The sequence below is a fragment of the Lysinibacillus sp. Bpr_S20 genome (assembly GCF_023337835.1).
GTDB lineage: Bacteria > Bacillota > Bacilli > Bacillales_A > Planococcaceae > Lysinibacillus.
This window is the reverse complement of sequence record NZ_JALNLQ010000006.1, coordinates 39,465-63,339: the sequence shown is the minus strand read 5'-3', so window position 1 is coordinate 63,339 and position 23,875 is coordinate 39,465. Positions and strand designations below refer to the sequence as shown.

Here is a 23,875-nt window from a genome sequence, read left to right as displayed (position 1 = left end):
TTTTTCCTTTATATTCAAGTATCCATCGATATGTTATCCCATTCTTCACTTCGATGCCCTATCATCCAGAACAACCCTCTGCGTCTTTCCATGACGATGCTTTCATTCATCCCAGCAGGAGCCGCTTGGTCTTTTATGCGACTATCTACACAAGCCCACTGGTATCTGTAAATCTTGTCGGCTTCATCCAATATCTCTTTCTGACTACGCATGACCGTTTGAAGATAAAATTGTTCAAACGTTTCACAGTTAGAAACAACTTGAATGGCGTACTCGCAATCACATACTTCATCAGGGAAATCAAGCTTTTCAACAAGGCCAAGTGCCCAAATAAGCGTCCAATAAGCCTCATATTGCCACGAAATATTAATGGCTTCTTGCACAGCTGGTTCTGAAGCTTGTAAAAAGTCTCTTTCATTGCTAGTTAGAAAGTCTTCCACTTTATATGTGCGTAACATATTGATGAAAAAGTCTCGCGATTCTTCTATATTTCCCCCTTGCGCTACATCACAGGCAAATTGAATGACAATTAACAAGGCTACAGCTCTTCTAGCAATGTCTTCTTGGGTTTTAAACTGACAATCTTCAATTGGTGGGAGCTGAGGGAGTGAAGTTGTAAATGGAATAGCTCTTTCCTTTAAATAGGCTATCGTGTTATTTTTTCTTTGCTCACCTTCTTCTGATGTCACCTCTTCCCCCATAATCTTTCGTGTACACGCATGAGGTCTAAATTTAGATGGACCTGATTGCCCCTCAGGATAAACAATAACGGCCCCTTCATCGTCTAGTAAAGTGCCATCCGGTAGAAAGCCAATCCCCCCTATATTTGATAGCAGGTTTGTAAATAACTGCATCTGTTCTTCATTGATCTCTTTTTCCGATTCAATCGCAATCACTGTGTTTAAAACAGTGATTTGCGTTAACACTAATTCTTTTAAATGGTCATCTTCAAAAGGAATGTTATCGTAATAGCCCATCATTCCAGGAATATTATTAGCGAAGTAGTCTGGATTTGTATCTTCAGACATGACTCTAATGATTAATTTATACTTTTTAAACAGCGCCTTGGATTTTATTAAATACTCATTATCATCTTTATCGATGGCAAAACCTTTCGCGAAAACATCTGAAATTTTAACTTCAATATCATCGATGTCGTTCTTAGATGCAAATATTGTGAAATAGTTCAATTTTCTCTCCCCTTTATTCACCAACTATCTAAGCCTTCAAGAGCTTGGCTAAATAGCTGTTTATTTTTTCGTAGTATTTCGTTTTCCTTCCAAAAAGCAAGCAATTGTCCCCAATCATCTTTATCTACAAACGTTGTCGGTACAATTTCTCGCTGCATCATTTGATATACCGCCCGTATCGCGGTAAGCCTTTCTACTTCACTGCCACTCAACCACTCAAATAACGTCTCTGCACTTGGCTGTGATTCTGCTAAAAGTTCACCCCATCCATCTACTGGGAATGAAACATAAGGCTTCATCCAAGCTATCGTTTTCGGATTATGAAAATGGCGTAGCCGGTGTAAAGTAGTATAGGCATCAACTGCCTTTTTTTCGATATCTTGAAGAACAAGAGATAAACCTTCTTCTGCTGGTAGACAATACGCTGTTAAATAATCTCGAATCCGACTAGGGATATCATTTCTGTCACTCCAGAGTGTCCTTACCCAATCACTTGCCTCAACCGCACAAATCTCTACTAACACTTCACTCCATGCTTCTTTATAGGCTGGTGGCAGAGATTGTTCAATTTTATGTCGGAGTGCATCATACACCTTACTAGAATCAAACTGTGCAAATGCTTCCTTAACGCTACCTTTCAGTCCATGCATCGATACATATATTAATAAGGAATCCAAGTTTGACATTGCTTGGCTCAGGGTTAGTGTGAAATATTGTTCGAGCCACTTTAGCCATAATTCAGAGCTAGTCAGGCTCAAATCCAACCCATCCTCACTACAAAACTGTCGATGCTGTCCACAATCCGCACCTATACATCCTAAAGCTGAAGCCCGCTCCACATAAATAGTAAAACGCTTGGCAAGTAGGTCGAATTCATCTTCCTCGTGACTCCAATACCAAACGGAACCATCCTCAATTCTAATAAGAAGGGCATCACCGTTGCCAGCTGTGTGAAACTGTAAATATAGTTGTTCATCTAGATTTTCACCGTTACCGCCGAAATCAGGAAATTCCAGATCCTCCAAGCTCCAGCCAAAATCACCTGAAGGCGTCTCCCCTAGCTCAATAGGCAGTAGGGCCTCGTCTGGCAAAGACCAATACATCCCCACTTGTCGCGAACAATGTAGCAATAAATCGCGGAACTCTGAAGGTATACGAACGCCAAGTCGTTCCTCTACTTTTGATAGCTCTTGCTCTGAAGCTACAGGCGCTATTTCAAGTGGATGCACCCAAGCTCCTTGCTGTTCAAGCTGCTTTAATATGTACGCCCATCGTTCAATTCATTTTTGCAATACGATCCCTCCGCGTTAAGAAAAGTACTCTATACCTAGTGAGTTATGTTCACTTTAGATCCATGAAAAGCTTCCTTGCTCACCTCCTGTGCCTCTTCTTTACCAATTAAAATACTTCCTCATAATAAGCTACATAATTTTAACTAAGCACCACTTTCCTGAGTCGCCTAGTCGGAGCAGAAATCAACTTAAATATGGTATATATTTTAACAAATGTCATCCACAACTTTTGGCAATAAGCCTATTTTATGTATAAATACCTTTTTTGCTCTCACCAAAAACTTAAAAGTTATGATAAATTACCCTACCTTTTCTAGATCCTTTTTCGTTAATATTACTATTAGTCATTTTGACCATTAAAAATATCCCTTTATAGAACATCTGAATGATGCTACAAAGAGATAGTTTACTTATCACGTATCTTTTTTTATTTCTATCATAATTTTCGTTACATAATCCTCTTCACGATTTTTAATCACGGCATCATAAATATATTCCTCATAAACGTACTGCCCTAGTTCAAAGCCTTTTTCCCGCATCACCTTAAATAATCGCTCGTAAGATTCTCCCAGTGTAGCGGACGTTCCTATATGGTATCCAACAATAAAATCCCCTTCAATCGCCCTGAAATAAGGATGACCTTCTCGTGGATGCGGCTGCTCTATATACAAATAACTATAGTTATCATAATTTCCGGCTAATACTTGCTCTCTTCTTGTCATGCCTCCAATGGGATAACCTGTATCCAATTGAGAGCGATCTAATTCATCAATAAAGTCGGAAACAGCATGCGTAAACTGTTCTTCCGTCGAATCCTCGATATTTTTACTTAAATACAATGTCGCTTCTGGAAGATGTTCAATCGTAATACTGTCAAAATCAAGGTTTAAAGCTGCTTTTGTTAAGTCAATTTTTACATCAATAATGCTTTCAATCATCTCCAGCTCTCGACGTTTTCTCGCTACAATTTCCTTCTGCTGATACATCAAGTCCAAGAAATTTTCAGGTGATTTTTCTGCCATATATTTTTGAATATCCTTTAAAGACATACCGACAGCCTTTAATAGCTCAATCACACTGAAAAATTCATATTGTGCAATGGAATAATAACGGTAGTCTTTATTATCCTTCATAATTGGTGATAATAAACCGATTTGATCGTAGTAAATTAACGTTTGTTTATTTACCTTACAAATTTTAGCGAATTCACCAGTTGTGAAATATTTTACATTTTTATTAAACATTTTTAAGTTTCTCTCCTTGACTGTATAGTTACTATATACATTAAATTGTAGCTATTCACAAACAATTATGCCACAGCATAAAAGAAAGGTTTTGACATTATGTTCACGGAAATTCGTGACATTACAGCTTTAAACAAAGAAGAAATATTAGCATTACGCATCGCTGATAGTCAGCAAGATTTTATTGAAAGCACACAGCAATGCTTAGCGGAGGCAGAAACAGATACACGCTTTATACCTATTGGATTGTATAAGGAAGATATGGCAGTTGGCTTCGCTATGTACGGTGTTTTCCCACACAAGGACAATACACAACGTGTTTGGTTAGATCGCTATTTCATTGATGAGCGTTATCAGCAAAAAGGATTGGGAAAATACTTTTTACGGCAGCTTATTAATTATTTAGTCGCTAAATACAACTGTCAAAATATATATTTAAGTGTTTATGACAACAATACAGTAGCTGTTGAACTATATAAAAAATTTGGCTTCATCTTTAACGGTGAGCTAGATGACAAAGGCGAAAAGGTGATGGTAAAGGAGGTACATGCTCATGACTACCATTAATCCAATTGAAACAAGACCACTTAAACCCTTGTTTTTATCATACTTATTTCCGGCTATGATTGGGATGTTGCTGATGTCGGTGAATATTTTAGTGGATGGTATTTTCGTTAGTCACGGGGTTGGACCAACCGCTTTAGCAGGAGTAAATATCGCGGTACCCATTTTCTCGATTTTACTATCTATTTCCCTTTGGATCGGTATGGGTGGAGCAACACTATTTTCAATCTCTCTCGGTGAGGGCAATAAAAAACGAGCACACCAGCTCTTTACATTAGCATTTACAACAATGGTTGTTATCGTTATAACACTGATTCTAATACTTTTATTAAACTTAAAGGAAATCGCCTATATATTTGGGGCAAGTGATGCTACCTTTCCTTATGTTCAAGAGTACTTACATGTTATTTTGATTTTCGGTGTGTTCTATACAATTGAAAACTTACTAAGTATTTTTATTCGAAATGATGGCAACCCCAAGCTTGCAATGATGGGCTTAATCACTACATCTGTGTTAAACATTATTTTAAACTACATCTTTATTTTCGTGCTCAATTACGGCGTAACTGGCTGTGCCCTAGCTACAGCACTCTCCACAATAATCGGTATGTCAGTGCTTTGCCTTCACTTTTATCGAAAGCAATCCGAATTAAAATTTGTACGTAAATTTTTCAGCTTATCTGATGTAAAGAAAATGTTCGCTATCGGATTGCCAAGCTTTATCGTTGAAGCCTCTGTCGCTGTTATGGTTATTTTATATAATGTGACATTTTTACACTATTTGGGCTCAGATGGAGTTACCGCCTACGCGATGGTAAACTATATTCATACTGTCCTATTAACAGTATTTCTTGGTATTGGCATGGCCCTACAACCCCTTGTTAGTTATCACCACGGTGCGAGATTAATAGAGAGATTAACAGCGTTATTGAAAATCGGTATAGCCACTGCATTTGTCCTAGGTTTCATTACTGTCATAATTGCTACGTTATTCCCTTCGCAGCTAATAGCATTATTTGGTGATAGTACATTCGAAATTCGCAATATGGCAGCACAAGGCTTCGTACACTTTGCAATTGGGTATGTATTCCTTGGAGTGAACATGGTATTTGCGGAATTCTTCCAATCAATTGAAAGAATACGTCTTGCAACAACTATTATGTTACTTCGAAGTATTATATTGTTCATCCCCGCTCTGTTACTATTGCCAAAATTCTTTGGCCCACAGGCTATTTGGTGGACATTCCCTGTTGCAGAAGGCATTACCGCATTGTTAATTTTTATATTTATGAAGAACAAACCACATGCAATTTCACTATAAAGAAGTTACCCCCCTTTCAAATCGAAAGGGGGGTAACTGTTTTCCAACGAAATTCCAAACTTCCTAAGAAAAAAACAAAAAGGAATCATACACAACTTGATTCCTTTATGAATGAAATTTTATTCAATCTTTGGGTCATCTTGTATGTCCGTTGCCTGTTGCAGTTCATCATCTAAGGACATTACCCCGAGAATATCGAGAAGGAACATGAACAAAGGAATACCAATAATTAATCCCCATACACCCAGAAAATGCTCTGAGAAGAGAATGACGATGAAGGTATAGAAAATCGGAAGATTCGTCTTAGCAGACATCAACTTTGGATTTAAGAAGTAGGCCTCCATAGCATGTAATACCATAACGATAACCAGGATATAGACAATATACATTGGTCCGCCGATACTGTATGCAATGATCGTTAGAGGAATCAAGGACATGATGACTCCTGCAACTGGCACTAATCCCAGTATAAAAAGCATAATCCCCAGCGCAATTAAATGTGGGAAGCCCATAATGTATAAAGCAATAACAGATAAAACACAGTTGACAGCGGCAATAATGAACTGCGCCTCAATCACTTTACCGAAAGAACGGATGAATATCTTTGAGAAATAATGTAGTTCATCGTATAGATGGCTCATTTTACTATCTTTAAATTTTGCCGTAAACTCTATAATACGTTTTTTCTCAAGTAAAATAAACAAGCTCAAAATTAGTGCGATAAATATATGCAAAATGATTTTACCGATATTCGTCAGATTTTTCAGCGTGAGGTCTACACCCTGCTCTAAATATTTACCCAGTTCAATCTTCTCAAAGGTAGGAGCTAAATACCTTGCAATCTCGTTATCATTTGGATTGAGACTAAAGCTAGCAATAAGATCAAAGAGCTGTGTAATTTGTTGGGTCACGATAGGCAAATACTTGTAGATAATTGCAACAATACCTGCAAGAAGTAAAAGATAGAGGGTAACTGTCACAGCCTTCTCGCCCATCCGTACGTACTTTCGAATCTCTTTTGTTGTCTTCGTGGTAAGTTGATTCATCAAGTAAGTAATGATGAACGTAAGAAGAATAAGATTGATCATACTTCGCAACATATATAGTGCAAAAGCGATCCCAGCTAGGATTATAAACCGTTTAAATCCATGGCTTCGAAAGAAATTACTCATGTATTCACTCCTTCTACAATACGGCTTTGCTGCCTTTACTGCCTGGGTTTCGCTATCAAATGAACATAAGCAATTAATAAATTGATTTAAAACATTACGTATCATTCTTATGTAGATGCCCCCCTTCATTGGATTATTATTCCCATCAATACTTAGAATAAGACTTAAATGCTTGCACTTTATAAGTCTCATAAGAATTTAATGAATCCAAGGAGCGAAAAGAATATTATGCCTTATCATATTAATAACAATTTTTTTGAAAGCCGTATCAGCGTTACAAGCCTTAATTCTATTAGTCTATTATAAACCTATGAACACCATGATAGCCAATGTAAGTTCTTTTGTAATGGTACTAAAAATATAATTTTTTTCTTTTGTTTCAGCTCATCACCAAAATATTCACATACTTCCTTAAGTATGCTTCTCAAGAGCTCTGAGCCTCCTTCGTTTCCATGTGCTTTCATTTGAAAAAATACTTTTGAATCAAGAACAAATTTTGGTATTACTCCTTAGTTTCAGTATGATATTCTTATAAAAATTTTAAACTAACAATAATAGAAAAGATGGAAAACGATGTGACTGCACCTGAAGAGCCATTAGCTCAACTGAAGTTGGAATCGGAAAATATATAGAGGAATCTTGAAAGCCCACATATTCAAGATTTAACAAAGATCATTTGATTGGGGAAATAAAAACTGTTCAGAGAAAAGAAATAATACAGGAACTCTTAGCAATCACCTTTCGTGTTTGAAATTGACAACTGGATAGATAAGGTAATTCATTCTTATAATATGTTGAAATTAAGGAGAATGTGCATTCAGACCTGTAAGATTAGCAAAATTCACCTACATCAAAAAAAGTGCGAAAAACCAACGTTTCAAAATTGGTTTCTCGCACTTTTAAAATTTTGTCCAAGCACTTTATCTCATTTATAGATCTTCATTTTTAGTGTTTATTTTAGCATGCTTGTATCCATAGCTTATGTAAATAATTATACCTATTGCTAACCAAATCATAAAGCGCACTATAGTGAATACCGGCAGACTAAAAATTAATACAATACATCCTCCAATACCTACAGTTGCTACAAGCCATAACGCTGGCACTTTGAATACACGTGGTTGATCTGGTCGTGTATAGCGAAGAACAACAACACTAACTGTCGTTAAAGCAAAAGCAGTTAAACCTCCGATGTTGGCAAATTCCGCCAATTCCCCAATTGATAAAAATCCTGATAAGAGAATACCTGTTCCAACCACGATTAAAGTTGATAATACAGGAACTCCTGTTTTTTTATTTGTTTGTGCAATACGATCTGGTAGAAGCCCATCACGGCTCATTGCAAACAGCACGCGTGTTGCACTTGTTGTGTTGGCAATCATCGTAGCAAGCAATCCAAAAATAACTGATACTGCGATGATAGCGCCTCCCCACTGAATACCAACAGATTGCAGTGCATAAACTGTAGGATTTGGAACATCCAATTCAGGGAATGGTACAATACCCGTTAATACTAGTGCAACAAATGCATATATAAGCGTTAATACACTCAGACCACCAATTAAAGCTTTTGGTATTGTTTTTTGTGGATTTTTTACTTCTTCCAGAACAGTTGTTACACCATCAAATCCAGTAAAGGCAAAGAACACTAATGCCGCTCCCGCCATGACACCTGACCAGCCAAACGGTGTAAATGGCGTCCAGTTTACAGGGTTAACATGAAAAGCCCCGATAGCAAGGAATAAGACAATCGCGCCGACTTTTGCCATTGTAAATAACATGTTTGATCGGCCAACGTTTTTAATCCCACTCATTGCAATCCAAGCTACAATAAGCCAACCAACCACAGCAGGTAGATTCACAACCCCACCATGAGCAATATCCTTTGTTAAAACGCCTGGCAAGTGAATTCCTACAGATTGTAAAAACGAATCTACGTAGCCACTCCAACCAACTGCGACTGTACTAGAAATAACGATAAATTCCAATAATAAATCCCAACCGATGATCCAAGCAATAATTTCACCTAACGCAATATAAGAATAGGTGTAAGCGCTCCCTGCGACGGGCGCCATTGCTGCGAATTCGACATAGGCTAATCCCACTGCAATTGTTACAAGACCCCCAATTAAGAAAGAAACAACGACACCAGGACCTGCATGTAGAGCAGCTGTAGTACCTGGCAATACAAAAATTCCGGCCCCTATTGTCGCTCCTAGTACATACAATAATAACTGTAACGACCCTAATTCACGCTTTAGTTTAAAACGTTCGACTTCAGTTATTTTATTGGCTTGTTCGATTGACTTTCTTCGTAAAAAATTCGCCATAATAACCACTCCATTTCCAACAAAAAAGGTAATAACTTTCATTTTTATTCATTTTTATCAATAATCAGTATATTAGCTATATTTTCGAACTGAGTCAACAATTAGATTAGTATAGCAATTTCTCTTTTACTAGAAAATGAGTAAATCGACGCACTCTTTATAATTATTTATGCCCCTACCTAATTGTAGAGTTGCCTTGCTTTCGCTCAGATAAACAATGCGTTCGAAATCGGCTTTATGCTTAGGACAGCATGGTCAAGGATTTTAAGCTAACATCCTATATAAACTCCTTTCTGATTTCTTAACATCCCAGAGGCTTTAAATTCTAGTAAATCAAAATTAAAGATGATATTGTACAAGCTATAAATCTAGAAGTTTGGAGAGGACAAAATGGATTCCTATGAAGTATCGACATTAAAAAAGGGCCTTTTGATTTTGGATGTATTACGTCAAAAGCATTCTCTTACATTAACTGAAATTACCGAAGAATTATCAATGAATAAGACATCCGTTTTTCGCATGCTTTATACGCTAGAAAAAATGAATTATGTTATTCACTACAAAAAGTTTTATCAATTAAATCCGCATATTTTTAGGGATGAGCACTTGTATTGGCACAAAGATATCCAATGGACGTCTCTCGTAGCGCCCTATCAATTAGCCCGCCAAGAAAAAATAACTACTTATATTGCTATTTTGGAAGATTGTGAGATGGCGATAAAAAATGTGATTAGTGAGCCATTTGAACATCCTACTTTTCATGCAATCGATACTCGGACACCTATGCATTCAAGCGCACTCGGAAAAGTAGTTTTAGCTCATCTGTCACCTAAAAAACAACGTGAAATATTAAATAGTATTGAACTTAATACATTCACAACAAAAACCTTCTATGATTATGGTCTGTTGATTCCTCATTTACAGGTCATTAAAGCACAGGGATATGCTGTTGATAATGAAGAAACGAATGTAGGTAAATGTTGTATTGCAGTTCCGATTTATGTGAATGAAGAAGTCATCGGTGCCATTGCTTTGCATGGTGCAACGAATCAAATAAAGAAATCTGCCATAAGGTCGTTTGTAAAAAAATTAGAAGAGACTAGTCAGCAATTGACGAAAGAAATCAATTACCTATTAACATCATGTTAAAAATTAATTGGTTTTGTATTTGCAATTAAAACGCTCTTGTTTCTATATATGAAACGATAACTATGTATGTTGGTAAAATAACTTTTTTATTCTATTCTGATTACAGAAAACAGAGGAGGTAGGAATATGAAATTTCATACATTAAAAAAAACGACTATCAAAATTTCTGAAATTGGCCTTGGGACGAATGCTGTAGGTGGCCATAACTTATATGAAAACTTGGATGAACAAAATGGGAAGGAACTAGTCTCGGCTGCACTTGACTTAGGGATAACTTTTTTTGATACAGCAGATATATATGGGAAAGGGCGTTCAGAAGAACTTGTTGGTGAAGTATTAAAAAACTACTCAAGGGAAGATTTCGTTTTAGCAACAAAAGGTGGTAGACATTGGTTTGAGGATGGTTCAGTAAAAACAAATAATCATCCGCAATTTTTACGAAGCGCACTTGAAAATAGCTTGAATCGACTACAGATGGATTATGTAGACCTTTATTATTTACACTTCCCAGACAACGAGACCCCTCTTGCGGAGGCGATTGGTGAATTATCTCGCTTAAAAGAAGAAGGAAAGATCCGAGCAATAGGTATTTCTAATGTAACACTAGATCAACTTATAGAAGCTAATGTGCACAATGATATTTCAGTATTACAATCTTCGTACAATATGTTAAATCGTTCTTCAGAACAAGATTTATTGCCATACTGTGTAAAAAATGATATTTCTTTTGTTCCATACGGTCCACTTGCATACGGCCTACTTGGCGGAAAGTATACAAAAAACTTTAAGTTAGGTACCGGAGATTGGCGAATTTCGGATCCTTTATTCCAAGGCGAATTATTTGAACAAACTTTAGCAAAAGTGGATGCATTAAAGGGAATTGCAGAGGAAAAACAAACGACATTACCAAATCTTGCGCTTGCTTGGTTATTAGCTCAAGATGGCGTTGATGCCGTTATCCCAGGCGGGAAACAGAAGAGCCAGGTAGCTACCAACGTGAAAGCAAGCGATGTCCTATTAACAAACGAAGAGTTAGTGAATATAGAAAGAGTTTTAGCATAAAATAAAAATGCGAAAATGCTGTTATATCAACATTTTCGCATTTTTTTATTCTGGACGTTCTATCGCAAATATATCACCAATCTTTGCGTAATTCGAACCAGCTAATCTACTAACGGCTTTTAGTTCTCTTGGATCAATTCGCCCTTCATTATAAATGGCCTCATCTATATGATATTGTACGACTTCACCAATAAACAAATCGCCTGTCTGCTCGTCCCCATTCATTAAAGGAATTGCCTGTACTAAACGGCATTCCATTCGAACCTTTGCCTCTTGAATACCCGGTACAGATATAAGCTGGCTATCGGCTAATGTAAATTGAGCTCGATCAATTTCGCTTTCTGTTACAGGTAAGGAAGCGGCTGTTTCATTCACCTGCTTCACATTATCCTCATCTACAATATGCACAACAAATTGTTGCTGATGATGGATATGGCGAGCAGTATCTTTTAAGCGCCCATTTGGTCTTTGAACCGCCAGAGAAATCATCGGTGGATTTGATGACACAATATTAAAGAAACTAAAAGGTGCGCCATTGATGACCCCTTGCTCTGACTTGGTCGTAACAAAAGCAATTGGTCTCGGAATAATGCTACCAATTAATAATTTATAGTTTTCACGCTCAGTATTTTTTGTAGGATCAATCGAAATCAAACGACTCATCCTCCTTAATCAAGCACACGCACTTCAATCGGAATTAATGTTCTTTCTAATTGTTCACGATGCTGTTCGTATTGAGCTGGTAACATTAATTGGCTACCCATAGTTTCAGGTGTTTCATCATGAGCGAATCCAGGTGGATCTGTCGCAATTTCAAATAAAATCTCACCAGGTTCACGGAAATAAATCGCATTAAAATAATTACGATCTTTCACTTCAGTTACATGTTGTCCATGATTCATGACATACTCTTGCCATTCTAGATGATCCGCATTATCCTGGGCTCTCCAGGCAATATGATGAACCGTTCCGACTCCCATTTGACCACGCATACCAGGAACAACTTTTAAATCTACCGTATTGCCGATATCTGCGCTGGATTTATAACGAGTATACTCGCCTTCCGTTGCTACTTCCTCAAGCCCCATGACTTCAGTTAAGACCTTTGCCGTTTCTTCAGGGTGACTCGAATAAAGTGTTGCACCACCAAATCCTTTAATCGCCACCTCAGGAGTTACTTCGCCAAATGTCCATTCATTCCATTCACCTTCCGCACGTGCCACTAATTCAATATGAAGTCCGTGTGGATCATCAAATTGTATTACTTGTTCACCAAAGCGTTCAGCTTTTTGGAATGGAATAGCGAATTTCGCAAGTCGATTAATCCAAAAAGGTAGTGCTCCCTCTGGTACAACATACGTAGTGACACCAACTTGACCATCACCAATGCGACCTTGATAAGCATCTGCCCATGGGAAGAATGTAATAATTGTCCCCGGTTTACCACCTTTGTTACCGAAGTAAAGATGATATGTGCCTGGGTCATCGAAGTTTACTGTTTGTTTAACTAAACGTAAACCTAATACACCCGCATAAAAATCAATATTTTCTTGTGGATGCCCTACAATGGCAGTGATATGGTGAATACCCGCAGTATGTTTTTTCATGTTAACAGTCCCTTTCATGATAAATGTATTTCTCACCTATACTTTATCCAATAACGTTCTACCTCAATCTTGATTAACGAATTGTATATAAAGCTTTTGACCAAGGAATTAATTGATCTAACATTTGGTTAACAGAATCTGTTTGTACTTCTTTTGGTTTGAAGTCAGTACCATTTTCAAAGTCTGTGAATAGTGACAATGCTGGATGTACACGTACATCTGCAATTAAAAGTTCACCCATAATACCACGTAAATGTTCAGCTGCACGTGCACCACCTACAGAACCATACGATACAATACCTGCAGCTTTGTTATTCCATTCTACACGTAAATAATCTAGTGCATTTTTGAGAGCACCTGTAATAGAGTGATTGTACTCTTGTACGATAAATACAAATCCATCTTGTTTTGTAACAATTTCTGACCAAGCTTGAGCGCCTGAAGCGTCTTGTCCTGGTTCACCTAGTAAAGGTAATTTGTAATCTGCAATATCAATAATTGTATAGTTAGCATCTCCTCGTTGATCTGCGATTTCTTTTACCCATTGTGCTACTTGTGGACTTACACGACCTTCACGTGTTGATCCGATAATAATTCCGATATTTAATTCTGCCATTGTTTTTTCCTCCTCTTTTTTTGAAGCAAATAATTTATTTAAAAAACCCATTATGATTACCTCCTTATGATGAAAAGTAAAACTTTTCTACATGGATTAAAAGGTTCGAATTCATTTATCTTGAATTTAGTTATCTTGAATTCGAGATAATAATAACACGACGGTTTAATTTACGTCAACAAGTTTGTTTAATGTTTTAAAAAAAGCAGAGATGTTATCATAAAAACATCTCTGCTTTGCTTAATTAATATAGCTCATCACTATAACGAGTGGTTGATTTCCGTTCCGACTGGGCGCTTTCCTGGGGGCGTCCGATGAGCCGCTTCACTCGCGTTGCTCGCTCCAGGGTCTCGGGCCAACAGATGTTTTTTGCGCGAAAGCGTAGTGCTAACGTAGCGGCAGCAGCACCGATGTTGGTCACGAAGGCGTTATCACAGGATGTGATGCTTTTAGCCTTCGTTCCCCTATCGCTAATCCCCAAGGAGTCGCCCAGTCTCCACTCCAATCAACTTATTTTACATCACATATACCATCCCCAACTTTTGGTGAGTAGCTTTAAATTCAAAAATAAACAAAGGTGGATTTTCATCTGGAATAACACTTTCGCTCCCTAGCTCTTTCTTAAATTTGTTCGAAAATTGTTCTTGTGTAAAATCCTTTCTTTCCCCATTTAGGATATTATAGAAATGCCAACCTTCATCAAGCCACGTTTTATAGATTTCGCTTCTAAGAATATTATTTACAACTAATGCTGTGACTCCGCATTGGCCTTTTGCAGGATTATCTATACTCCATTTTGAGCTAGATTGAATGGACCAGGATTTTTTAAAGCTCTTAACACTTCATTTTCTGTATACATTCTTCAGCGTCCTTTTCTACCTTAATATGGGATGTCATCGATTTTAATAGGCGTTGTTCTACCTAAAAGCCAATCATCTTTGATTGCACCATAAACAATACTATCTGTTACAGTACCATCTGCGTTCTCCCAAGCATTTCTTAAATAGCCCTCTTTTACAAAGCCAGCTTTCGCAAAACATTTCCTCATCCCTATATTATCAACTCTCGTATAACCTTCGATACGAATCTTATCTTTTTCTCCAAACAGGTAATCTTGTAACCAACGGAGGGTTTTTACTCCGTATCCTTTTCCTCTATAACGCGTATCTAAACGGATATCGAATAACGGGATCGTATCACTTATATCATGAATGATAATAATCCCGACCTTTTCTTCATTATCAATTAGCCAATGTGTTTCCCGATCGCTATGATAGTATCCTTCTGCATACGCTTTTCGAACGGATTCTTCTTTTAAATTTTGATCGGTATGATAAATCCACTTATTTTGAGTTAATAATTCTACCAAATTTTCTATTTCATCTTCGAATAGTTTATAGTCCAATTCGTATAATCCTCCCGAAAGTTTTGATTTTGAAGTGTAAAAGGGAAGTCATCATATACAAAACATCATATACTGCTTTTAAAAACAATGTTCTTTCGAATAGTATACACAACAAATATCATATACTATGAAAAAGTGTATATTTTTGTTAAATTTAATTTTTGGATTAAAGGTCATGATTATGAAAGAAAAATTTCGGAGGAAATAGGTGAAAACAACAATGAAAAAAAGTTCCCTTTATAAAACTATATTAATATGTTTAATATTAATTCCACTCTATCTATTTCAACCAGTCTCACAAATCTCCGCAAAAGAAGCAGGACGAGACATTAAGAGTACTATAGATAAGTATGTTGAAAAATTTTTAGAAGAGCAGCGAATTCCAGGGGCATCTATTGCTATTGTTCATAAAAATGATATCTATTATTCCAAATCGTGGGGCGTAACCGGAGAATCTGAAGAAAAGGTAACTGCTGAAACTCCATTTGTAGTCGGCTCTATTAGTAAATCATTGACAGGCTTAGGCATCATGAGGCTGGTTGATGCAGGCATCATTCAATTAGATGACCCCGTGCAAAAGTATATGCCGTGGTTTACCCTGCAAGATCAACAAGCCGCTTCTCAAATAACAATTAAACAGTTACTTACGCAAACAAGTGGGATAAGCACTTATTCTGGCTTAGCTATATCGGACAAGGAATCTAAAGATTTAAGTGCTATAAAGGACAATGTAGAAAGCTTATCGAATGTGAAGCTGACTGCTGCTCCTGGAGAAAAACATCAGTATAGTAATGCTAACTTTTCTATTCTTGGCGCTCTCATCGAAGAAGTGACCCATCAAACATTTTCTGAGTTTATGGAGGAACAAGTTTTTTCTCCATTAGGGATGAAAAATGCAGCCGCTAATAGTAGCATGGCTTATGAAAAAGGATACTTATCTGGCTATCAATCATGGCTCGGTCACCCTGTAAAAAGTGCAGTCACATATGATAATGGAGGAGCACCATATGGGTACATAACAGCAAGTGCAACAGATATGGTGCAGTACATTAAACTTCTAAGTCAACATGAGCATAACAATTTTTTAAGCAAAAATGCGATAAACCTTTATATATCGCCTTTTGTTCAAACTAGTAAGTATCGATATTACGGCTTGGGTGTACGAATCTCATATCCAGAATCTAAAGAAGAAATGATATGGCATTCTGGTTCAAACCCTGACGCACGCTCAGAAGTATTTTATCTACCTGAAACCGATTGGGGTGGTGTGATTCTTACTAACAAAAGTCATATATTCGAGGAAGAGTCACTTCTATACTTGAAACAAGGGATTATCGATATTTTAAAGGGAAAAGAGCCCGTTGACGCACCTCCATATAAACCAACATTTCAAGTCATAACAATTGCTATAATATGTTTACTTTTTGTGATGTTTATCTATCTTCTATTAAAGGTTAAAACGAATAAAGGAAGAGTGTCGGGTATATTCGGTTTTTTACTTTTAGTATTGGCCATAATCACCATTCCATTATTAAGCTATAACACAGGAACACCTTGGCACACTATTCGATATTTTGCTCCTGACATTGCATTTTTGGCCATAGCACTGGTGACCCTTTTATCATTGAATGGCTTATTATCTATATATATTTCGTTTAAACGACGTCAAAAAAGACAACTTCTCTAAGTAGGAGTTGTCTTTTGTATGATCGAGAAAAGGTTATATTGATTATTCATTGCCCTGACCATAGTCCGCTTCCGAGGCCATAGCGTCTGCTTTCATCACATGTACCGTACCGAACGGATGGTTTGGAGGAGCGTATATGGAATAAAGTTTTAGTGGCACATTCCCTGTATTCGTGACGTTATGCCATGTTCCAGCGGGCACTACTACAGCATAATTTTCATTGACCTTTCTTTCATAGTTTAAATTATTTTTACTTGGGCCCATTTGAGCAAGTCCCTCACCCTGTTCAATATATAAAAATTGATCAACATTTGGGTGTACTTCCAAACCGATATTATCACCAACATTAATACTCATTAACGTAATCTGCAAATTTTTTCCCGTCCACAGAGCCGTACGATAAGTATCGTTTTGCTTCGCTGCACCTTCAAGATTGATGACAAGTGGCTGAGCCCCATAATCTTTTAATTCCATTCTTCCACCATCGGAAAAACGGGAAGGTTCCACTCTGTTCGCATACCCTACCTGATAAGGAGGTGGCCAATAAACAAGTTGCTCTCCATAGTTATACATAGGCACGTTTCCGTAATAAGGAATGTAGTACATTTTCTCAATCCCCTCACACATTATAAGGTTATCCTATGCAACTTGTTCTAGAAATGTACTTATACGTACTTCCATCCTATATACTGCTAAAATTAAACAATATAATTTTTTACTCAAAAGTATCCTCAGCATACTCTAAAATATCACCAGGTTGGCAATCTAATGCTTTACAAATTGCATTTAACGTAGAAAAACGTATTGCCTTTACCTTCCCCGTTTTTAAATTCGATAAATTGACAATCGATATATCTACTGCTTCCGCAAGCTCACTTAATTGCATTTTCCTATCTGCCAATACACGATCCAATCTCACGATAATCGTCAATTTCTTCACTTCCTATACTGTTGCATCATACTCTTCTTGCAAAAAAGAGCCATATCTAAATATCCTACCAATTGTCCAAACTATAAAACTACATAGTAGTATGCTCCAATTTATATCAAAAAATCTAAAAGATACGGTTTGAATCCATTCAATATTGTCTAATTCATGATTATTTATAAGCATATGTAGTACCGTTGAAACTAGGTATGCTTGAACCGTATTACTTAAAACACTTAAAATTAACAAACTATATCCCACTAACTCTATTCTTTTACTATTTCTGAGAGTAAATACATCCCCAACAATTGCCGATTTAACAAACTTCCATAATAAAATAAAAATTGACAGAACAATCAACGTAAAGATCATCAAAAGTAACATTAATACGATTGCTTCACTTTTATCATAAATAAAATTACTCATTACATCTTTATTAAGAAAAACAGTCATTCCATTAAAATTAAAAGAAATGTCAATGTTAGAATCTAAAACCCATTTAATAATCTTCTCACCCGAGACTGTTAATGCTACAACGAATAAACCAAAGAGTACTAAAACACATGATGATATGATGCTTATAGTAGCGATTAATAATACATTTAATATTCTCAAACTCATCTTCATAGTACGAATTGCTAAAGATTGATCCATAACTGCTGCTAACACTCCTTATCATTTGTTTTAAAGATATCCCTTCCCCCAATTCACATCCTCTTTTTAAAACAACTCTAACGGTCTAATTTTAAGTTCGGATATAGTATATATTATAAGCTGATTTCAGCTTGATTCCACATAACTGTTTAATAGCAGCGATTATTTTCAATTCGACTTTTTCTCTAATAAAGGACATACTAACAAGTATAGATTTATCATAAACGAACATTCCAAAAAGTATATAAAATGTCTAGAACTTGATATAGTATGTATTTAGGAAAAAATCAATTTGTTGTGGTGGTGTATATATGAAGAAGTTCAGTATGGATTTTTTAATGCTTACGGTCGGAGCGCTGTTATTTGCACTGGCGGTAAACTTATTTGTTATACCTAATGATTTAGGTGAAGGTGGCGTAACGGGTGTAACAATCATCTTCTATTATTTGTTTGGATGGTCGCCAAGTATTGTGAGCCTTTTGTTAAACGCAGCTTTATTGGTAGTCGGCTATAAATTTTTAAGTAGACAAACAACTATTTATACGATTATTGCCGTTTCCCTCCATTCACTGTTTTTACATTTAACAGAGTCTTGGTCAATTTCTTCAAATGAAATTATCGTGAATACTATTTTTGGTGGCGTGTTCGCTGGAGTTGGCATAGGCTTAATTATAAGAGTTGGTGGAACAACAGCAGGTTCCACAATCTTAGCTAGAATGACGAACAAATATTTAGGCTGGAGTATTAGTTACGGTTTATTGTTTTTTGATTTAATTGTAGCTTTTTCATCGTACTTTATTATCGGGGCAGAAGCATTAATGCTTACTATTATTATGCTGTATGTTGGAACAAAGGTGATGGAGTTTGTTATTGAAGGTGTAAACCCGAAAAAGGCCGTTACGATTATTTCGAAAAAGCCAGAAGAGATTGCCAGTCATGTGAACGGTTTTATGAATCGAGGCGTGACGGTTCTATCAGGCCATGGCTATTACACGAAGGAACAAAAAGAAATTCTGTATATTGTTATTAGTAAACAAGAAGTTGTAAAACTAAAGAAAATTGTCAAAGAAATAGACAAGGATGCCTTTATTGCCATTCATGATGTACGAGATGTCTTTGGACATGGATTTATTGAATTGTCTAAAGCTTAATTAGGCCACTGAGAAACACCTTTTGTTGAAAATGAGTTTAATCTCTTATCAACATAAAGGTGTTTTTTCAATGCTATTTTTAGACTCATACTTATCCAATTTGATTATCACCACCATAACGAGTGGTTGATTTCCGTTCCGACTGGGCGCTTTCCTGGGGGCGTCGGGGCAACAGGATGTTGGTCACGAAGGCGTTATCACAGGACGTGATGCTCTTAGCCTTCGTTCCCCTTCCCGCTTCGCTTCGCTCCAGGGTCTCGGGCCAACAGGATGTTGGTCACGAAGGCGTTATCACAGGACGTGATGCATTTAGCCTTCGTTCCACTATATCGCTGGTCCCCAAGGAGTCGCCCAGTCTCCACTCCAATCAACTTATATGCATGGTTCATTCTAAATTAATGATGAAGCCTTTATTCCCTAATCCGTAAGGAAGTTTCAATTATCCTATCTAAAAGCTTTGTATAAGTTATTCCTGCCGCGGAAGCACTTTTTGGGAGTAAGCTGTTTTTTGTCATCCCTGGCAAAGTGTTAACTTCCATTACATATGGGATTTCATCCTTGATCATCATATCGATTCGGGCATAAACACTACACTTTAATGCTTTATAGCAACCTTTTGCGGCTTCAGCAACTCGTTCATGTATTGCCGGTGGAAGTTCTACAATCTCCTCTATCGTAGCGGCATCCTCATATTTCGCCTTATAGTCAAAGAACTGCGCTGTATGTTGAATCGAAATGATTGGAAATAGCTCGCCGTCCAAAATGGAGCATGTTATTTCTTCACCCTTTATATATTTCTCAATAATGATTTCAGAATCCCATTTGAATACTTCCTCAACCGATCTTAGTAAGGCATCTCTATCATCAACTATTTTTACTCCTACACTGGAGCCACCCGAATTAGGCTTTACGACTAATGGATATCCCATTCTGTCTAGTTCATCCAACTGAAGCTCCTCGCTATTCGAAAGATGAAGCCAATCCGGTGTTTCAATGCCGTCATAACGTAGAATTTTTTTTGAAATATTTTTATCCATGCAAATACTGCTTGAAAGTATACCACTTCCCGTATATGGAACACCCATAGTCTCTAGTACACCTTGAATTGTGCCATCCTCTCCAAATTTCCCATGTAGCGCTAATAAAGCAATATCGATATCTTTCACCTTTTCAATAAGCTCTGCCGTGTTATTTTCATTTAGTTTAATAGCTACCGCTTCGTATTTACTTTTATCTAAATGAGCGATAATTTCTTCCCCTGTCATGATAGAGACTTGCTTTTCCGAGGAAACGCCCCCCATAATAACGCCAACTTTCATATGTTCAACTCCCCATTTCATTTTTCAAAGTATCACCAATAATCTTAATACCACGCACAATATCCTCTTCTTTTAGCCGAGAAAATCCTAAGCGAAATGTGTTACTGCCCTCGCCATTGCTGTAAAAAACGTCACCAGGATAAAAAACAACTCCCCTTTGATAGCACTTTTCCAATAGTGCACGGGCATTCATTCCATCTTCTAGCTCAATAAAAAGATGAAGTCCACCATCTCCAGTCATTCTTTTGAAAGGAATATATTGTTTGCAGGCTTGACGAGCTAACTCATATTTTTTCTTATAAACGAACTTTGCTTTTTTTAAGTATTTTTCAAAATACCCATCCTGTAAATATTGATAAAGCACAGCTTGATCTAGCGTCGATGTATGAATTGTACGTGCTCTTTTCATACTTTCCAGACAGTGGATGAGTTCCTTATCGGCTAATATCCAGCCAACTCTTAAGCCTGGAAAAAGTATTTTAGAAAAGCTACTAATATAAATAACATTGTTACCATCGCCAATAAAAGTCATTAGTGGTGCTAAATGCGCGCCTGAATAACGTAATTCCTCATTAAATCCATCCTCCACAATCGGAATTTGATATTGTGAAAAAAGCCTAATAATTTCAGTTCTTTTTTCGGAGGAGGTAACAATGCCTGTCGGATTATGGTAAGACGGGATTAAGTAAGCAAAATCAAATTCCTTTTTCGATAAACTTTTCTCAACTTGTTCAATATCGATACCGTCATCTTTCATGTCGATTCCGTGGATGTCAAATCCATGTAAGCGAAAAAGCTTTAATGCTGCATGATGAGTAGGATTTTCGCAAATAACACGTCCAGACTTTTTCGCTAAGGAAGATAACAGAATATCTAATCCTTCGGTAAAGCCATTCGTAATCAAAATATCCTTATTGGAAATATTTATCCCCTTCATTTCCATATAGTGAAGGAGGTACTCGATTAAAGGTTTATAGCCCTTTGCATATCCATAATTCAAAACGATATCTCCTTCAAGGGACATCCGGGTCAGAAAGGCTCTTTTAAAATTTTCAACATCAAAAAGCTTTTCTTCAGGGGCAACACTATTGAAGGAAATCATCCCTTTTTCCCAGTGGTTATCTTGTTTCATTAAATCTAATTCATCTGCTAACAAGGTAACGTTATTAAGCCTCTCCTTCCAATTAAATTCGATAGATGAAGCTTTCAACGTTTCGACTTTCCCTACAAAATTCCCTTTTCCTTTCACTGCATAGATGATGCCCTCTTGTTCTAAATCTGCATATGCATTCAGTACAGTATTTCTACTGACCGATAATAATTTACTAAGTTCACGGGTAGATGGAAGCTTCTGATGCTCCAGCAAGTGCCCCCTCATAATCATTTCTTTCAAATAATCTTTTAATTGAATATAAACCGGGCGTTCATCGATAAGCTTAAAATCATTAAACACTTTCTGTACCCCCTTGCTTTATTTTTGCATAATCGTATCTAACTCAAAAGGTCCACAGTATAGGGATTTTCCCTTCCTTGTGGTATGGCTTCTAACTCACAAAAAATGCAATCCTTCAAAATGAAGAATTGCGCCTATTATAACTGAGGATTAAAAATACATTTATTTGAATAACGAAAAATAGTCTATCTATTAATTATATGGGATAGCCCTCCAAAAATGTTATCAATCTTTCTACCTCTCCTTCTATTCGTTTTGATACTTCCTAATGTTCATTGAAATACAAAATGTTACACTGAAAATGCTAGTATTTCTGCGTAAATGGCTGCACCGCACTTCAACAACAAAAATAAGAATATTCCCTAGAAAAAAAATGAACAAAGGGGACTATGAACATGGAAAAAATCATACTAAAAAATATTGTTAAAACATACGATGGCTGCGTAAAAGCTATATCTGATTTTAATTTAACTATTCAAGATCGCGAGTTTATTGTACTTGTTGGTCCTTCTGGTTGTGGGAAATCTACAATGTTGAGGATGATTGCCGGCTTAGAAGAAATCTCGTCTGGTGATTTTTTAATTGATGGCAAGAAAATGAACAATGTACCATCTAAGGAACGGGATATTGCTATGGTTTTTCAAAACTACGCACTATATCCGCATATGACCGTCTATGATAATATGGCCTTTGGCTTAAAGCTTCGTAAGTTTTCTAAGCAGGAGATTAAAGAGCGAGTTCATAACGCAGCCGAGATTCTCGATTTAGAAAAGTATTTAGATCGCAAACCGAAAGCTCTGTCAGGCGGGCAGAGACAACGTGTAGCACTTGGTCGAGCAATCGTCCGTGATGCAAATATTTTCTTAATGGATGAGCCTTTGTCCAATTTAGATGCAAAGCTTCGCGTACAAATGCGTGCTGAAATTACAAAACTTCACCAACGCTTAAAAACGACTACGATTTATGTAACACATGATCAGACAGAAGCGATGACAATGGCAACTCGTCTCGTTGTCATGAAAGATGGTTTACTTCAACAAATCGGGACACCTGAAGAAGTATATGAAACACCAGAGAACAAATTTGTTGGCGACTTTATAGGCTCACCATCAATGAACTTCTTTAAGGGTACTTTGCAAGAAAACGGGATTCAGATTGATGATTTGACCCTAGCTATCCCAACAGAAAAAAGTAAATTACTAAAAGAACGAGGCTATTTACACAAGGAGCTGTTTCTTGGCATTCGCCCTGAGCATATTTATGAAAAATCATCTGTAAATCACGAGCCGTTCTTCACAGCAGTTGATGCAACTATCGAAGTATCCGAATTAACAGGTGCTGAGCTAATGTTACATGCCCAATTAAATGGTCAGCCTTATATTGCACGGGTGAACTCCGATACAAAGATTACACAGGGCCAAGTCGCTCATCTACTATTTGACATGTCGCGTGCGCATTTCTTTGACTTAGAAACAGAAACACGCATTCAATAAGGAGCAATAGTATCTGTTGAACTATTACGGGGTTACTCCTCCGCGCTTTCGCGTGATGTTGAGTTAGGCTTTTAAGTAAATCGGTGAAATATATGGATATTTTCTCTAAATCAATTACACTAAACATAAGATTAAGTGAAACTTCAATCTGCAAGGAATTTTTTCATTCTCCCGATTAGCCTTCACTAATCGGGATTTTAAGGGTTATCGGTACAGATAAACTACTGCCTGCACTGCG

The 23,875-nt window shown here is 36.9% G+C and carries 21 protein-coding genes and 1 pseudogene; 7 read left to right on the top strand and 15 right to left on the bottom strand.

Going from position 1 to position 23,875, the window contains the following annotated elements; genetic code table 11:
* Window positions 1–14: 14 nt before the first annotated feature.
* From MWJ95_RS15585 to MWJ95_RS15575, 3 genes are all read right to left on the bottom strand, one after another.
* Entirely contained in the window at window positions 15–1,190 is a 1,176-nt protein-coding gene (locus MWJ95_RS15585) for a DUF4272 domain-containing protein (RefSeq protein ID WP_249074888.1), read from the bottom strand.
* Between the two features lie 17 nt (window positions 1,191–1,207).
* Window positions 1,208–2,419 (bottom strand): SMI1/KNR4 family protein, encoded by a 1,212-nt coding sequence (locus MWJ95_RS15580; RefSeq protein ID WP_249106613.1) that lies wholly within the window; start codon window positions 2,417–2,419, stop codon window positions 1,208–1,210.
* A gap of 476 nt (window positions 2,420–2,895) precedes the next feature.
* Window positions 2,896–3,726, bottom strand: a complete 831-nt coding sequence (locus MWJ95_RS15575; protein WP_249106611.1) for a MerR family transcriptional regulator — start codon at window positions 3,724–3,726, stop codon at window positions 2,896–2,898.
* 99 nt (window positions 3,727–3,825) lie between these two features.
* On the opposite strand from MWJ95_RS15575, the gene MWJ95_RS15570 reads away from it, so the two are divergent.
* On the top strand, window positions 3,826–4,293 hold the full coding sequence (locus tag MWJ95_RS15570; protein WP_249074891.1) for a GNAT family N-acetyltransferase: 468 nt from the start codon (window positions 3,826–3,828) through the stop codon (window positions 4,291–4,293).
* Window positions 4,280–5,611: an MATE family efflux transporter gene (locus tag MWJ95_RS15565; protein WP_249074892.1), complete on the top strand. Its 1,332-nt coding sequence runs from the start codon at window positions 4,280–4,282 to the stop codon at window positions 5,609–5,611. Before MWJ95_RS15570 ends, MWJ95_RS15565 begins: the two co-directional genes overlap by 14 nt.
* 119 nt (window positions 5,612–5,730) lie before the next feature.
* Here MWJ95_RS15565 and MWJ95_RS15560 read toward each other — a convergent pair whose 3' ends face one another.
* The gene (locus tag MWJ95_RS15560) at window positions 5,731–6,783 is read right to left on the bottom strand and encodes an AI-2E family transporter (RefSeq protein ID WP_249074893.1); all 1,053 of its coding nucleotides are present in this window, start codon (window positions 6,781–6,783) and stop codon (window positions 5,731–5,733) included.
* 929 nt (window positions 6,784–7,712) lie between these two features.
* Entirely contained in the window at window positions 7,713–9,113 is a 1,401-nt protein-coding gene (locus tag MWJ95_RS15555) for an amino acid permease (protein ID WP_249074894.1), read from the bottom strand.
* Window positions 9,114–9,503: 390 nt separating this feature from the next.
* On the opposite strand from MWJ95_RS15555, the gene MWJ95_RS15550 reads away from it, so the two are divergent.
* Together MWJ95_RS15550 and MWJ95_RS15545 are read left to right on the top strand one after the other, a co-directional pair.
* Window positions 9,504–10,262, top strand: a complete 759-nt coding sequence (locus tag MWJ95_RS15550; RefSeq protein WP_249074895.1) for an IclR family transcriptional regulator — start codon at window positions 9,504–9,506, stop codon at window positions 10,260–10,262.
* Window positions 10,263–10,388: 126 nt separating this feature from the next.
* Window positions 10,389–11,324, top strand: a complete 936-nt coding sequence (locus tag MWJ95_RS15545; protein WP_249074896.1) for an aldo/keto reductase — start codon at window positions 10,389–10,391, stop codon at window positions 11,322–11,324.
* Window positions 11,325–11,369: 45 nt separating this feature from the next.
* Here MWJ95_RS15545 and MWJ95_RS15540 read toward each other — a convergent pair whose 3' ends face one another.
* The 5 genes and pseudogenes from MWJ95_RS15540 to MWJ95_RS15525 all read right to left on the bottom strand — a co-directional run bounded on the left by MWJ95_RS15540 (window position 11,370) and on the right by MWJ95_RS15525 (window position 14,952).
* Window positions 11,370–11,978 carry a flavin reductase family protein gene (locus MWJ95_RS15540; protein ID WP_249074897.1) on the bottom strand — a complete coding sequence of 203 codons (609 nt, stop codon included), beginning with the start codon at window positions 11,976–11,978 and terminating at the stop codon, window positions 11,370–11,372.
* 14 nt (window positions 11,979–11,992) lie between these two features.
* A complete protein-coding gene (locus MWJ95_RS15535; RefSeq protein WP_249074898.1) occupies window positions 11,993–12,931 on the bottom strand; it encodes a ring-cleaving dioxygenase in 939 nt (312 codons plus the stop codon).
* Between the two features lie 73 nt (window positions 12,932–13,004).
* Window positions 13,005–13,598, bottom strand: a complete 594-nt coding sequence (locus MWJ95_RS15530) for an NADPH-dependent FMN reductase (RefSeq protein WP_249074899.1) — start codon at window positions 13,596–13,598, stop codon at window positions 13,005–13,007.
* Between the two features lie 584 nt (window positions 13,599–14,182).
* Window positions 14,183–14,383 (bottom strand): annotated as a pseudogene (locus MWJ95_RS24705) (YunG family protein); the annotation flags it as partial.
* A 44-nt stretch (window positions 14,384–14,427) separates the two neighbouring features.
* The gene (locus MWJ95_RS15525) at window positions 14,428–14,952 is read right to left on the bottom strand and encodes a GNAT family N-acetyltransferase (RefSeq protein WP_249106609.1); all 525 of its coding nucleotides are present in this window, start codon (window positions 14,950–14,952) and stop codon (window positions 14,428–14,430) included.
* Between the two features lie 220 nt (window positions 14,953–15,172).
* Between MWJ95_RS15525 and MWJ95_RS15520 the strand changes: the two genes are divergently transcribed.
* Complete coding sequence (locus MWJ95_RS15520) at window positions 15,173–16,639, top strand: serine hydrolase (protein ID WP_249106757.1); 1,467 nt, start codon at window positions 15,173–15,175, stop codon at window positions 16,637–16,639.
* A gap of 42 nt (window positions 16,640–16,681) precedes the next feature.
* On the opposite strand, the gene MWJ95_RS15515 is transcribed toward MWJ95_RS15520, so the two are convergent.
* The 3 genes from MWJ95_RS15515 to MWJ95_RS15505 form a co-directional block, all read right to left on the bottom strand.
* The gene (locus tag MWJ95_RS15515; RefSeq protein ID WP_249106607.1) at window positions 16,682–17,245 is read right to left on the bottom strand and encodes a cupin domain-containing protein; all 564 of its coding nucleotides are present in this window, start codon (window positions 17,243–17,245) and stop codon (window positions 16,682–16,684) included.
* A 109-nt stretch (window positions 17,246–17,354) separates the two neighbouring features.
* Window positions 17,355–17,570, bottom strand: coding sequence for a helix-turn-helix domain-containing protein (locus tag MWJ95_RS15510; protein WP_249074902.1), 216 nt, complete (start codon window positions 17,568–17,570; stop codon window positions 17,355–17,357).
* Window positions 17,571–17,582: 12 nt separating this feature from the next.
* A complete protein-coding gene (locus MWJ95_RS15505; protein ID WP_249074903.1) occupies window positions 17,583–18,221 on the bottom strand; it encodes a DUF2975 domain-containing protein in 639 nt (212 codons plus the stop codon).
* Window positions 18,222–18,532: 311 nt separating this feature from the next.
* Between MWJ95_RS15505 and MWJ95_RS15500 the strand changes: the two genes are divergently transcribed.
* On the top strand, window positions 18,533–19,372 hold the full coding sequence (locus MWJ95_RS15500) for a YitT family protein (protein WP_249074904.1): 840 nt from the start codon (window positions 18,533–18,535) through the stop codon (window positions 19,370–19,372).
* 410 nt (window positions 19,373–19,782) lie between these two features.
* Here the strand turns inward: MWJ95_RS15500 and MWJ95_RS15495 are convergent, their stop codons facing one another.
* Complete coding sequence (locus MWJ95_RS15495) at window positions 19,783–20,691, bottom strand: D-alanine--D-alanine ligase (RefSeq protein ID WP_249106605.1); 909 nt, start codon at window positions 20,689–20,691, stop codon at window positions 19,783–19,785.
* 4 nt (window positions 20,692–20,695) lie between these two features.
* Window positions 20,696–22,144 (bottom strand): MocR-like pyridoxine biosynthesis transcription factor PdxR, encoded by a 1,449-nt coding sequence (gene pdxR / locus MWJ95_RS15490; protein WP_249106603.1) that lies wholly within the window; start codon window positions 22,142–22,144, stop codon window positions 20,696–20,698.
* Window positions 22,145–22,539: 395 nt separating this feature from the next.
* On the opposite strand from pdxR, the gene MWJ95_RS15485 reads away from it, so the two are divergent.
* A complete protein-coding gene (locus tag MWJ95_RS15485; protein WP_249106601.1) occupies window positions 22,540–23,637 on the top strand; it encodes an ABC transporter ATP-binding protein in 1,098 nt (365 codons plus the stop codon).
* Window positions 23,638–23,875 lie beyond the last annotated feature (238 nt).